Origin of the sequence: Pelagibius sp. (assembly GCF_965249265.1) — a bacterium.
GTDB lineage: Bacteria > Pseudomonadota > Alphaproteobacteria > Kiloniellales > Kiloniellaceae > Pelagibius.
Genome location: NZ_OZ252224.1, coordinates 4,175,491 through 4,188,205, shown reverse-complemented (window position 1 = coordinate 4,188,205; position 12,715 = coordinate 4,175,491). Strand labels below are relative to the sequence as shown.

9 protein-coding genes are annotated in these 12,715 nt (G+C 65.1%); 3 read left to right on the top strand and 6 right to left on the bottom strand.

Annotated elements, in window-relative coordinates; translation table 11 throughout:
- Positions 1-60: 60 nt before the first annotated feature.
- The 3 genes from ACP146_RS19750 (at position 61) to ACP146_RS19740 (ending at position 3,973) form a co-directional block, all read left to right on the top strand.
- Positions 61-2,208, top strand: coding sequence for a DUF294 nucleotidyltransferase-like domain-containing protein (locus tag ACP146_RS19750; protein ID WP_422368476.1), 2,148 nt, complete (start codon positions 61-63; stop codon positions 2,206-2,208).
- 158 nt (positions 2,209-2,366) lie between these two features.
- On the top strand, positions 2,367-2,807 hold the full coding sequence (gene gloA / locus ACP146_RS19745; RefSeq protein WP_422368475.1) for a lactoylglutathione lyase: 441 nt from the start codon (positions 2,367-2,369) through the stop codon (positions 2,805-2,807).
- 5 nt (positions 2,808-2,812) lie between these two features.
- Positions 2,813-3,973, top strand: coding sequence for a trypsin-like peptidase domain-containing protein (locus ACP146_RS19740; protein ID WP_422368474.1), 1,161 nt, complete (start codon positions 2,813-2,815; stop codon positions 3,971-3,973).
- 15 nt (positions 3,974-3,988) lie between these two features.
- Here the strand turns inward: ACP146_RS19740 and ACP146_RS19735 are convergent, their stop codons facing one another.
- The 6 genes from ACP146_RS19735 to ACP146_RS19710 all read right to left on the bottom strand — a co-directional run bounded on the left by ACP146_RS19735 (position 3,989) and on the right by ACP146_RS19710 (position 12,712).
- The gene (locus ACP146_RS19735) at positions 3,989-5,254 is read right to left on the bottom strand and encodes a S8 family serine peptidase (protein ID WP_422368473.1); all 1,266 of its coding nucleotides are present in this window, start codon (positions 5,252-5,254) and stop codon (positions 3,989-3,991) included.
- Between the two features lie 245 nt (positions 5,255-5,499).
- The gene (locus ACP146_RS19730) at positions 5,500-7,725 is read right to left on the bottom strand and encodes an esterase-like activity of phytase family protein (protein WP_422368472.1); all 2,226 of its coding nucleotides are present in this window, start codon (positions 7,723-7,725) and stop codon (positions 5,500-5,502) included.
- 90 nt (positions 7,726-7,815) lie between these two features.
- Positions 7,816-8,517, bottom strand: a complete 702-nt coding sequence (locus ACP146_RS19725; protein WP_422368471.1) for a glutathione S-transferase family protein — start codon at positions 8,515-8,517, stop codon at positions 7,816-7,818.
- Positions 8,514-9,728 (bottom strand): CaiB/BaiF CoA transferase family protein, encoded by a 1,215-nt coding sequence (locus ACP146_RS19720; protein WP_422368470.1) that lies wholly within the window; start codon positions 9,726-9,728, stop codon positions 8,514-8,516. Before ACP146_RS19720 ends, ACP146_RS19725 begins: the two co-directional genes overlap by 4 nt.
- A gap of 130 nt (positions 9,729-9,858) precedes the next feature.
- Positions 9,859-10,653, bottom strand: a complete 795-nt coding sequence (locus tag ACP146_RS19715) for a carnitinyl-CoA dehydratase (RefSeq protein WP_422368469.1) — start codon at positions 10,651-10,653, stop codon at positions 9,859-9,861.
- On the bottom strand, positions 10,634-12,712 hold the full coding sequence (locus ACP146_RS19710; protein WP_422368468.1) for an acetate--CoA ligase family protein: 2,079 nt from the start codon (positions 12,710-12,712) through the stop codon (positions 10,634-10,636). The genes ACP146_RS19715 and ACP146_RS19710 overlap by 20 nt, the downstream gene beginning before the upstream one ends.
- Positions 12,713-12,715 lie beyond the last annotated feature (3 nt).

Genomic DNA, 12,715 nt, shown 5'->3' with positions numbered 1-12,715 from the left:
TTTGGCCCTATAGTGAGCGGCGCGTTGCGCGGCGGGGGAAGCGCCAATGAGTTCTGGCCAATGAGCTTTGTAAGCACACAGACGAGTATTTCGGCCTTGCCGCTGGCTGCCCTGCCGGCGGTGGTCCTGGACACGGAGACCACCGGCCTGAATGTGACCCAGGACCGGGTTATCGAATTCGGTGCCGTGCGCCTGAGCGGCAGCTGGATAGAGGAGGTCGAAACCTACTCGGCGCTGGTCAATCCCGGGATCGCAATCCCGCCGGGCTCCTCGGAAATCCATCACATCGGCGATGCCGATGTGGCCGCGGCCCCCGGGTTTGCCGAAGCCATGGGGGACTTCGTGAAATGGAGCGGACCGGCGGTGGTCATCGGGTTTTCCATCGGCTTCGACCTGGCGATCCTCAAGGCCGAACATGAAAGGAATGCCATGCCCTGGCAGGCGCCGCGCAGCCTTTGTGTGCGGCATCTGGTCCAGTTGCTGGGTCCCAACCTGCCCGATCCCTCTCTTGAAACCATCGCTGCCTGGCTCGGGCTGAAGGTCAGGGACCGTCACCGCGCCCTCGGCGATGCCGTGCTGACGGCGCAGATTTTCCTGTCTTTGATCCCTCTGCTGCGCAAGCGGGGCATTTCCACCCTTGCCGAGGCGGAACGCGGCTGCCGCTCTCTCACCGCCCGCCTGGAGGAAGAGGCCAAGGCCGGCTGGCAGGGCGTCGGGGGCGATGATGAGCCCGGCCGGTCGCGTGTTGCGGAATTCGCGCAGGTCGACAGTTTCCCCTATCGCCACCGCGTTGCGGACATCATGGCCGCGCCGCCGCTGGTCGTGGCGGCCGATGCCAGCCTGCGGGAAACGCTGTCGATGATGGCGGGGAAGAAGGTCAGCTCGCTCTTCATTGCGCCCACTGCTGCAGATGCCGGGTCGAAAGACGAGAATTACGGCATCGTCACAGAGCGGGACGTGTTGCGGGCTCTTGATGCCAGGGGGGCCGCGGCGCTTGAGCAGCCGGTGTCGGCTTTCGGCCAGTTTCCCCTGGTCACCATCGGCAGCGACGAATTCGTCTACCGGGCGCTTTCGCGCATGTCCACCAAGGGTTTTCGCCATCTCGGTGTCGCCGATCCGTCGGGAGAGCTGGTCGGTGCGCTCTCCGCCCGCGACCTGCTGCGCCAGCGCGCTGAAGATGCGGTGTCTCTCGGCGATTCGATCGAGGCGGCGGATAGCTCGGCCGAACTCGGGCGCATCTGGTCGGATCTGACCACTATTGCCCGGGTGCTGGTGCACGAGGATGTCGATGCCCGCGACGTTGCGGCCATCATCTCGCGGGAGTTGCGGGCTTTGACGCGGCGGGCCTGTGAACTGGCGGAGCGTGATATGGCCGGCGACGGCAAGGGCGGGCCGCCTGTGCCTTACGCCATGCTTGTGCTCGGCTCCGGCGGACGGGGTGAAAGCCTGCTGGCCATGGATCAGGACAATGCTATCGTTTTCAGCGAAGGGGCTGCCGGTGGTAGCGCCGATCAATGGTTCGAGGAACTGGGGCAGCGCGTCGCCGACATCCTGAACGATGCCGGGGTGGTCTACTGTAAGGGCGGCGTGATGGCCTCGAAGGCCAATTGGCGCAAGGATCTTGAGGGTTGGCGCGAGGCTGTCCGCTCGTGGATCTCCCGCTCCCGGCCCGAGGATATCTTGAACTGCGACATTTTTTTCGATGCGGTCCCGGTGCACGGTGATGTCGCACTGGCCGACAGCTTGCGCCGGGAAGCCCTGGAAATCGCCGGAAAGTCGCGGACCTTCCTGAACCTGCTGGCGCTGAATGCCAGCCGGTTCGATTTGCCGGTTGGCTGGTTCGGCCGCTTGCAGACCCGCGACGGCCGCGTCGACCTGAAGCTCGGTGGCATCATGCCGCTGTTTTCCGCCGCCCGGGTGCTTGCCTTGCGGCATAGCCTGACAGCCCGTTCGACGCCGGAGCGCTTCAAGGCCTTTCGGGCGCTGAGCCTTGCTTCCGAGGAGACCATCGACAATCTGCTGGAAGCCCATCGCATCTTGTTGGACCTGATTCTGGATCAGCAGCTTCGCGACATCGAAAGCGGCATTCCCTTGTCCAACAAAGTCGTCCCCGGGGACCTGTCTGCCTTTGAAAGGCAGCAGATGAAATGGGCCCTGGATCAGGTGCCGTCGGTTCCTGGCCTCTTGGGAACGCCGGATCTCGGTTGAAGGTTTGCGATTTCGCCGCTTGCGCCTATTTTAGAGGTTGCGCCCCCGGTCGCGGGGCAAGACGACAGACGCGCGGCGATACCATCCCAGTGCTTTGACAAGGCAAAGTGCTCCGATAAGGTCCCGGTGGCGCCGCAACCGATTGAAAGGGAGAGCTCTTGCGCTATCTGCACACCATGGTTCGGGTGAAAGACCTGGATGCCTCGTTGAATTTCTACTGCAACCTCCTCGGGCTCAAGGAAGTCCGCCGCATGGACAGCGAGAAAGGCCGCTTCACCCTGGTCTTTCTGGCGGCGCCGGAGGATGAGGACCGGGCCCGGGAGGAAAAGGCGCCCCTGGTCGAACTGACCTACAATTGGGATCCCGAAGACTATGACGGCGGCCGCAACTTCGGGCATCTGGCCTACGTCGTCGATGACATCTACGGGCTCTGCCAGAAACTGCAGGACGGCGGTGTGGTGATCAACCGCCCGCCGCGTGACGGGCACATGGCCTTTGTGCGCTCGCCCGACGGCATTTCGGTGGAACTGCTCCAGAAAGGCGACAACCTGGCACCGGCCGAACCCTGGTCTTCGATGGAGAACACGGGAAGCTGGTAGATTCCATGGCGGCTTTCGCCATAAGCTCAAGAGCTGTTGCGGCCCGGCGGCTCCTATCCTTTGCCGTTGTTGTTCTGGCGCTGCTCGGCGCAACACCGGCCGCTGCGCAGCTTGCCGCCTGCGATCAGCCGGAAGCTGTCTGCGACTCGCGCAGCGCCGTCTTTGCGATCTCCGCTTTCGATCCGGTTGGCTCAGCCGTGCGGATCGGGCCGAACCGCCTCGTGACGGCCCGCCATGTGGTGGCGGACGAAAAGGACGTGACGCTTTTTCTGGCCGACGGCACGCCGATAACGGCGCAGGTGATCCCCAGTGGCTACCGCGCCGATCTGGTTTTCCTGGAGGCGGGCGGTCTGCCGCCCGGACCCAGCCTCGCGGTGTCCGAGGCGCAGCCCGACAGCGCGCTCTTTACCGTTGGCGCCGATGTCGGGCGGCAGCAGATCCGTGCCTATGACGCGGGTGCGGTGACGGCTTTGCCGGCGCAGGACCATTCCCTGGCCCGTCTGCACCACACTGCCTACAGCCAGCCGGGCAACAGCGGCGGTGCGCTGGTGAACGCCGAGGGCTACCTTGTGGGTATCGTCGCTTCCGGTGGCGAGGGCCGCTTCGAGGCCGTCCCGGCGACGGCACTGGCGGCGCTGGAAGCGAAAAGCGGTCCCGACTTCGCCGAAGAAAGTGCCGAGATCGGTGCGGCGATCCGTATCTGCACCACGCTGATCGAGAATCATCAGGTAACCCGTGGACGCCTCGATGCACAGCAGGCCAAGGCCATCGCCACTGCCTGCGGGCGCAGCGGGAACCGCCAGCTTTTCGATCTTGCCGGGCAGACCTTGGGCCGTGGCGGTGCGGGCGAAGCGGCGGTGGCGCTTTTCGAGCGGGGCCTTGCCGAAGACCCCAATGCGATCAACACACGCCTGGGCCTGGTAATTACCCATCACCTGCTGCGCGACTATGAGGCCGAACTGCCCCATCTGCATTGGTTGATGGAACGGGCCGGCGACGATCTGCAGGTGCTGCGCTTTGCCATTCAGGCCGGAACCTGGGCGGGAGATACAGCCTTGGCGCAACGGGCTTTCGAGCGTCTGAAGCAGATCAATCCGCAGACCGCCCCGGCGGCGGAGCGTTTCCTGCGCGAGCCGCCGCCCAGGCCGCCGAAGCTGGCCAACTGAGATCACCAACTAAGATCAATTGTCTTCGGCCGGATTGGGAATCCATCCGGCCGCGACCTTCGCGGCGCCGCGCTGCAAAGGGGCCACGGCGCGCGCCAGTATAGCTTGCTTCAGCTCCGCCGCCTGCCAATCCGGATGGGCGGCCGACAGGCGTGCCGCCATGGCCGCCACCCGGGGGACGGCATAGCTGGAGCCGGAGGCACGGCCCCGGGCGCCGCGATAGTCGATGACCTCGAGCTGTTCGGCCGGCACCATCAGATCGACCGATGTCGCGCCCCAGTTGGAGCCGGCGGCCAAGCGCCCGAAGGCATCGGCGGAGGTGACGACGATCATGTTCTCCAAGGCAAGGCTGGCCGGGTAGAGCGGATTGGCGTCGATGTCGCGCCCGTCGTTACCGGCCGAGACGATGAAAAGCAAATCGCTGTGACGCTCCGCGGCGGCGGCGAAGCTCTCCCAGTCTTCGCGTTGCCGGCTTCCCATGGGCAGCGCAACGACGCGCGCCTTCGCGGCAACGGCGGCCGAGACGATCTCACCCATGCGGGTCATGTCCGGGCGCGGGTAGCGGTAGGGGAGGAGGCGGATATCCGGCGCCTCGTCCACCAGCAGGCTCGCGACCGGCGTTCCGTGACGGATCGGAAAAAAGGGGGAGCGTCCGGTGTCGCCGTCGAAAGGCCTGTCGTCGCGGTCCCAGAAGTCGCGGCCGAGGGCCCTTCCTTTTTCATCGCGGGCCAGTCGTGCCGTTATCTCCGGCAGCAGGTAGTTCACGCCGCTGTCGATATGGGCGACGGTGACGCCGCCGGGGTCCTTGCCCGCCGGAACCGGCGGGTTCAGCGCTTCGGTGGTTTCGATCTGCGTCAGGTCCGCTGTGAGGTGGAGCAGGGTGCCGGCACTGCTCCCATCGTCATACTGCAAGGCACGGCCGTGATGGATGCTGCAGCTTCCATCGGCCAAGGCGGTCATCAGCGGGCGCTCGCCGGTTTGGCCGAGCACGGTGAAGGAGAGCCGGCGGAGCGTGCCACCCGCGCGCGTCGCTTCGAGGGTGAGTGTCAGATCGCTGCCGGGTTTCTCCAACAGCACTTCCCGCCTGACCCATCCAGCCGCCGGACCGCGGTCGTTGACGGAGCCCACCCCATAGCCCTGCAGCGGGCCCGCAGCCTCGACCGCGAGGTTCTGCGGATCTGTGAAGACTGCCGGGCACAACTCGTCGGCCGTGGCGCGCAGCAGGGCGCCAGCCTGCCGAAGGGTATCATCGGTGACAGGCTCCGAGGCCGCAGCCGACATGGGCATCAGAAACACGGGCAGCAGGACAGCGAGGCTGCCCCTGCTTGGCCGCCAAAAGGATCGCCAGGGGTTCATTCCGGCTGACGAAGGTCTGTTGCCGCCTAACAAGCGTTTGCCCGCCTTTGTGTGAACAGTCCACAGAATCGGGTCAGCCTACCTCACGAGCCGCCATCGCGTCAGCCCGGCAAGGAAAACCCCGGACCTTTCGATCCGGGGTCTGTTTTTCCACTTGGGAGGCGCTTTGCCTACTTGCTCGCCTGCCGTTCGTTGGCGGTGCCGAGGCGCAGGAAAAGGCTCTCGCCGGGAGAGTCATCGACGCCGTCGTTGTCGGTGACCGCATAGAGTTGGCCGTCGGCGGCGAGGGTCAGGCCTTCCACCTTGTCCGCAGTCCAGCCGTTGACCGCCTGCAGCTCTGGCAGCAGGTCGATGGCCAGGGACTTGGTCAGCACCGGCGGGGTCTGGCCAAGCGGTGCCGCCGTGACGCCGTCGAGGTCGATTTCATAGACCCGCTTGATGGCGGCCTCGGTGCCGGCCTGGTTGTCGCGCTCCAGAATGGCGAAGCGGCCATTGCCCAGGGCGGCGATTTCGCTGAGGCCGACCCATCCGCCGGCGGCGCTTTCCGGCTTGTCGAGCGGATAGTGCATGACGCCCCAGGTGTCGCTGCCCAGATCCAGGCTCAGGATCTTGGTCATGCCCTTGGGGTCGTCGTTCCATTCCCGCTGGACCGCGACATAGAGCCTGTTGTCGTCCAATGCCACGCCTTCCAGGCCGAAGCGCTTTTTGGCTGACTCCAGCGCCTCCGGCAGCCTGATCTCCCGCGCCACTTCGCCGTCGGGCAGGACATGAAGGATCAGGCTGGGCCGATCCTTCTTGGGGTGGCCTTCGGAGGCGACGTAGAAGCTGCCGTCGGGCGCCGCAGCGATGCCTTCGAGATCGAGATTTTCGACCGGCGCACCGTTCCTGGTGATGGTTTGCGCTGCGATGATGCGGGCGGGCTCGGCGGAAACGTCCAGGGTGTAGACATTGCCGACGCTGTAGAAGCTGTCGTTCACCGCATAGAGGATCGAGGGATCGCTCGGATTGGCGGCGAGACCGGAGAGCGCGCCCCAGCCGATGGGGGCGCCGTTTGGTCCGTCGGCGGAGACGATCTGCGGCAGTACCGGACCCTCACCGCCCTGCTGGTAGATCGCAATGGTCGAGCGCAGCTTGTCTTCGGCGCTGTCCTTCTCATTGGAGATGGCGATCAGGCCGCGTGATGCAACTGTCGTGATCCCCTCGGGACCGACACCGCCGGAGGGCAGGGCCTGCAGCAGTTCCATGCCGCCGTCGCCGGCGTCGCGGAAAAGAACGACGAGGTTGGCGCGCTCAAGGCCGACCATGACGAGGCGCTCGCCGGCAAAAGTTCCGACCGCCACGCCTTCGGGCTCGCTGCCCTTCTTGCCCGAGCGTTTTTCCGGGTAGTGGCCCAGGGAAGCGGCGAGGCGTTCGGTCAGCGTACCGGAATCATACAGAAGGCTGCCATCGGCGGAGAAAACGCTGAAGCCGCGGGAACCGCCTTCGTAGTCCCCCTCGTTGGCGGTGACGAAACGATTGTCGTCCAGCCAGGCCACCGCATCGGGTTCGCGCCGTAGGCCGGTCTTGCTTTCGGTGAGGCTGATGATGCCGTCGCGGGTGGCATCGATGCCGTCGAGATCGACGGCGCCGGCGGAGAAGTGAGACATCACCTTGTTGGCGGTCAGATCGACCACGGCGATGTGGTTGTTTTCCTGCAGGGTGACCACGGCCTGATTGCGGCCGTTGATCGCGACGAACTCCGGTTCCGGGTCGGTCGGTGCGACTTCGGCCAGACCGGTCAGGTCGGTCACCGTCACCGCCGCACAGTTGGCCAGCGCACCGGAGCCGTCGATCCGGAAGCTGGCGAGATGCCCGGCGGGCAACTGCGGGATTACGCCGTCGTTCAGGTCTTCGTCGCGCTCGTTTTCGATCGCGATGGCCAGTTGGCTGCCGTCGGGGCTGATCGCCACGCTGTCGGGCTGGCCTTGCACATCGCAGGTGGCTGCGATCTTGCCGCTTTCAATCTCGATGACCGCGACGTGGCCGGAGGGCTCCTCATAGCTTTCCGAGGTATTCACGCCGACGTAGGCGTGCTTGCCCAGAACCGCGACCGAGGTGGGCTCGCCGCCGAGCATGATGACGCCGGCGGCCTCGGGATTGGCGGGATCGCTGATATCGACCTTGCCGATGGCTTCCAGTTCGGAGTCGGTATAGACCAGCAGCTTGCCGTCCATCGCCGAGGTAACGATCTCAGCGACCGTTTCTGTCGTCGGATCCGTCCCTTCGGGCAGGTTCTGAAAGATCGGGAAAGAGGCAATGCGGGTAAAGGGCTCGGTCGCCTTGGCGGGCGCCAGGGCCGCCGGGGCGAGCAAGGCAGCACCGGCCGTCAGGCCGACGGCGAGAAGAGGGCGGAACATCGGATTCTCCGTAAAGCGGGTAAATATCCAACTTGGCGTAAGCATGCGTCCTGCCGATGAAGGATTTGCGTCAGATTTGTTGCTGTCCGTTCAGCGCGTGTCGGCTTTCAGGTGCGCGGCCGTCTGATTGAACAGCAGGCTGTTGTTCTCAGCCGTGTGTTTGCCGCGGTTCTGTTTGTCCTTGTGCAGATCGATGGCGCGGCGTACCGCCGGACGCTCTTTGATGCGCCCGCGCCAGTCCGCGACGCGGGGGAAATCGTCGAGCTTGGAGCCCAAAGGCTTGGCGATGAAGACCCAGGGAAAGGCGATCATGTCGGCGATGGAGTAGTCGCCCAGAATGTAGTCGCGATCCGCCAGCCGCCGTTCCAGAACCGCGAGATTGCGTTCGTATTCGCCGAGATAGCGTTTGAAGCCGTAGTCCTCTCCCTCGGGCGCGTAGTTCTTGAAGTGGCTGAGTTGGCCGGCCATGGGCCCCTGGTTACCGACCTGCCAGAACAGCCATTCCAGTGTCTCTTTGCGGCCCAGCGGGCTGTCGGGCATGAAACGCCCGGTTTTTTCCGCAAGGTAGAACAGGATGGCGCCGCTTTCGAAGACGCTGACCGTGTCGCCTCCCGTATCGTTGTCGACGATGGCCGGCATCTTGGCGTTGGGGCTGATCGCCAGATAGTCGGGTTTGAACTGATCGCCCTCGGAAAGCTTCATCAGGTGGGTGCGGTAGGGCAGGCCGCACTCCTCCAGCATGATGGCGACCTTCCAGCCGTTCGGCGTCGGGGCGAAGTAGAAGTCGATCATGCGGCGTCCTCGTTCCTGGGATTGCTTTCGGCGGCGCTGCCGTTTTCGATCATCGCTTCGATCTCTGCTGCCGCGTAACCGGCCGCTGCCAATATCTCCCGCGTGTGGCCGCCCAGAGGCGGGGCGCCGAAACGATGCTCCGGCGAGGTCGCAGAGAAGACGGCAGGCGGGCGTGCCTGACGCAGGCGGCCCGCCACCGGATGGTCGTTTTCCATAACGATGCCGTTGGCGGCGGCCTGGGGATGGCGGATCGCTTCGCGCCGGGTCAGCACCGGGGCGCAGGGCACGCCCTCCGCTTCCAGGCGTTCGATCCAGTCTTCGGCTGTGCGTTCCCTCAGCGCCTCCTGGGTCAGTTCCAGGCGGGCGTGTTTGTGCCGGTCCAGGCCTTCAGAGTCCTGGAAACGCGGATCATCGAGCCACTCGGGCCGCCCGGCGGCACGGGCGAGGCCGCACCACTCCTTGTGGCGCATGACGGCAACGGAGATGAAACCATCCTTGGTTTCATAGATCAGGTCGATGAAGCTCTGCGCCGTCTCCTTCTCCATCTCGTCGCCGACGAAGGTATGACCGCCCATGTCGGAACCCCAGAGAAACGACAAGACCGCGTCGAGCATCGACAGGCGGATGTGCTGCCCCTCGCCCGTGCGGCTGCGCGCCAGCAGCGCGGCGCAGACCGCCTGCGCCATGGCAAAGCCGGTCAGCTTGTCCGGCAGGATCGTGCGCACCAGGCGCGGGCGCTCTTCATCGGCGCCGGCCTGCACGGTGGTGAGCCCCGAGAGGCACTGGATGAGCGGATCGAAAACCGGCTTCTGGGCAAAGGGCCCTTCGAAACCGAAACCGCTGATGGAGGCATAGACGAGCTTGGGGTTGAGGTCGCGCAGGACTTCGTAACCCAGACCCAGGCGCTCGATCACCCCGGGCCGGAAGTTCTGGATGAAAACGTCGGCGTCGCGCACCAGTCGCTTTACGGCTTCCAGGCCCTCCGGCGTCTTCAGGTTGAGGGCGATGGAGCGCTTGTTGCGGTTGTTGTTGAGAAACGAGGCGGAGAAGCCGTTGCGCCGAGTTGCCACCTGCCGCGTGTGGTCGCCTCCGTTGGGGGTTTCCACCTTGATCACATCGGCGCCCTGGTCGGCCAGGATCATGGTTCCCAGGGGGCCGGAGACCATGGTTGTCAGATCGATTACCTTGAAGCCGTCAAGCGGTCCGGGCATTTCCTCACGCTCCCATCCTGCGTTCTCCCAATTCTGGGTTCTCCCAATTCTGGGTTCTCCCAATTCTGGGTTCTCTGGCGCATTCTGGCAGCAATCCGCCGCCGTTGCAGCATGCAGATCCGACCGTCTGCTAGCGGCCTTTCCAGACCGGATCGCGCTTTTCCGCGAAGGCGCGGAAGCCCTCCAGGCCGTCCTCGCTGCCGTAGAGTGTATCGACGGTGGCGAACTGGCGCTTGGTGATCCGGTTCATGGCGTCCTGAAAACTGAGCGCTTCGGCTTCCCGCGCAACCTCCTTGATGGCGGCGAAGACCAACGGCGGGCCGGATTCCAGAAGGCGGGCCAATTCCCAGACCCGCTCCATCAGTTTTTCCTTCGGCAGCACCTCGTTCACCAGGCCCCAGTGCTTGGCCTCCGCTGCATCCATCCAGCGGCCGGTGAGCAGCAGATCCATGGCAACGTGGTAGGGCATCCGCTTGGGCAGTTTCACCGTGGCCGCATCGGCGAGGGTGCCTGCGCGTATCTCCGGCAGAGCGAAAGTTGCGTCTTCCGAGGCCAGGATCAGATCGCAGGACAGCGCCAGTTCGAAGCCGCCGCCCACCGCCATGCCGTTCACCGCGGCGATGACCGGCTTGTTGAGACCGCGCAGTTCCTGCAGCCCGCCGAAGCCGCCGACGCCGTAGTCTCCGTCGACCGCATCGCCCGCCGCGGCTGCCTTCAGGTCCCAGCCGGCGGAGAAGAAGCGGTCGCCGGCTGTGCTTAGGATCGCAACCCGCAGCTCCGGATCATCGCGGAATGTCTTGAAGGTCTCGCCCATCATCCGGCTGGTTGCGAGATCGATGGCGTTGGCCTTGGGCCGGTCCAGAATGACCGACAGAACACCGCCTTCCCTTTGTGTTGAGACGACGTCAGGCTTTGAATGAGCCATGGGGTCTTTCCTCTTCTATGATCAAAGCGTCGGCGGCAAAAGCGCCCTCGCCTTCGGCACAGACGATAACCGGGTTGATGTCCAGTTCCAGGAGCGATGTTTCCTTCGCCAGGGCGAAGTCCTGCACCGCCATGATGAGATCCAGCAGCGCGGCTTTGTCTGCGGCCGCCCGGCCACGGTAGCCGTTCAGCAGCGGCGCAGCGCGCAGGCTGTCCAGGGATGCTGCCAACTCGGCGCGGCTGCTCGGCAGCAGTAGGCATCGCGTGTCGTCCAGGATCTCCACCAGGACGCCACCCATCCCGAGGGTCAGCACAAGGCCGAACTGCGGATCGCGGGTCAGGCCGACGATAACCTCGCAAACCGGCGCCGCAACCATGGCTTCCAGGTAGAGACCTTGGCCGAGTCCGCGCAGATCTTCGACGGCCTGCGCAAGCGCCGCCTGATTGTTCAGGTTGAGGCGCAGGCCGCCGCTGTCGCTCTTGTGGGCGAGGCCGAGGACTTTCAATGCCAGTGGGAAACCGATGCGCTCGGCGGCCTCTGCAGCGGAAGACAGATCATCGATCCGGCAGCCTTGCGGAACAGCAATCCCATGCAGGTTGAGCCGCACCTTGGCTGTGGCTTCGTCAACTGCGTGCCGTTTCTCGCATGAGGCAACACGTCCTCGATGAAGCGGCATCGGCGCCGGCTGCGCCCAGGCCTCGCCGATCGTCGCGGCGGCCTCGGCGGCGTCGAGCGCCTCGGTCACGCCGCAGAGCGGCACCAGGTCGCGTTGCATCAGGGTTTTGGCCTGATCTTCGGTCATGTTCTCCGGCAGGCTGGCGAGGATGGCGGTTCTGGCATTGCAGGTCGCCGCGGCCTCGGCTGCCGCTTCGATGGTCGGCCACCACAGCCCGGTGTCGCAGCGGTCGTCGCGGGGAAAATCCAAGACCACGAGATTGAGGTCGAAGCCATCGGAGAACATCGCCTGAAAGGCCGCGGTCATGGCGGGCTGATCCGCCCAGATATAGGTGTGATAGTCGAGAGGTTGGGCGATTGTGACTTTGGGGCCGAGGACCTGCTGCAGGTCCTGCCGTGCCCTGGTTCCAATGTCGCCGAAGGCCACCCGGCGGTCTGAGATGGCGTCGGCCATCAGGCAGGCTTCACCGCCGGAACAGCTCATGGATGACAACCGCCTGCCTGGCAGCGGTCCGATCATATGCAGCAGCTTCAGGGTCTCCAGAAAGCTCGGCAGGCTGTCGACGCGGGCGATGCCGAGACGCTGGAAGAAAGCGTCGGCGGCGCGGTCGTTGCCGGCGAGGGAGGCGGAGTGCGAAAGGCCGACGGCCCGCGCTTCTGCGCTGCGCCCCATCTTCATGGCCACGATGGGCTTTTTGAGGTCTCGGGCCTTTGCCGCGACGGCTTCCATGGCGGTGCTGGAATCGATGCCTTCGATATGCAGGCCGAGAGCCGTTACGGCCGGATCGTCCAGTACCGCCAATGCAAGGTCGGAGAGGCCGGTCTGGGCCTGATTGCCGGCGGTCAGCATATAGGCGAGCGGCAGGCCGCGGCGCTGCATGGTGAGGTTGATGGCGATATTGGACGACTGCATGATAATGGCGACGCCCCGTTCGCCCGCGGCGAGGCGCTGCCCGCCCTGTTGATCCGGCCAGAGGGCCGCGCCTGCTGCGTAGTTGATCAGCCCATAGCAGTTCGGACCGATCACCGGCATCCGGTCTGCTGCCTCGACAAGGGCGGATTGCAGCCGGGCACCTTCGTCACTGGCCTCGCGAAACCCGGAGGCGTAGCAGACCGCGCCGCCGGCGCCCATGGCGGCGAGACCGGCGACGAGGTCGACTGTTGTCTCGCGGTTCACGCCGATGAAGGCGGCATCGGGGGCGGCGGGCAACTCGGCGAGGGAGCGAAACGCCGAAAGGCCGCCGACTTCATGGCGTGTCGGGTGCAGCGGCCAGATCTCGCCGTCATAGCCCAGCCGTCGGCACTGCTCGATGACGGCGGCGGCCTGCGCACCGCCGATGACGGCAATGGTCTTCGGATGCAGCAGGCGTTCGAGCGACCGCAAGAC

Excerpts from the sequence above, each read along its gene's own strand:
- ACP146_RS19750 (WP_422368476.1), top strand. The coding sequence starts at position 61 with ATGAGCTTTGTAAGCACACAGACGAGTATTTCGGCCTTGCCGCTGGCT.
- ACP146_RS19740 (WP_422368474.1), top strand. The coding sequence starts at position 2,813 with ATGGCGGCTTTCGCCATAAGCTCAAGAGCTGTTGCGGCCCGGCGGCTC.
- ACP146_RS19735 (WP_422368473.1), bottom strand. The coding sequence starts at position 5,254 with ATGTCGGCTGCGGCCTCGGAGCCTGTCACCGATGATACCCTTCGGCAG.
- ACP146_RS19730 (WP_422368472.1), bottom strand. The coding sequence starts at position 7,725 with ATGTTCCGCCCTCTTCTCGCCGTCGGCCTGACGGCCGGTGCTGCCTTG.
- ACP146_RS19725 (WP_422368471.1), bottom strand. The coding sequence starts at position 8,517 with ATGATCGACTTCTACTTCGCCCCGACGCCGAACGGCTGGAAGGTCGCC.
- ACP146_RS19720 (WP_422368470.1), bottom strand. The coding sequence starts at position 9,728 with ATGCCCGGACCGCTTGACGGCTTCAAGGTAATCGATCTGACAACCATG.
- ACP146_RS19715 (WP_422368469.1), bottom strand. The coding sequence starts at position 10,653 with ATGGCTCATTCAAAGCCTGACGTCGTCTCAACACAAAGGGAAGGCGGT.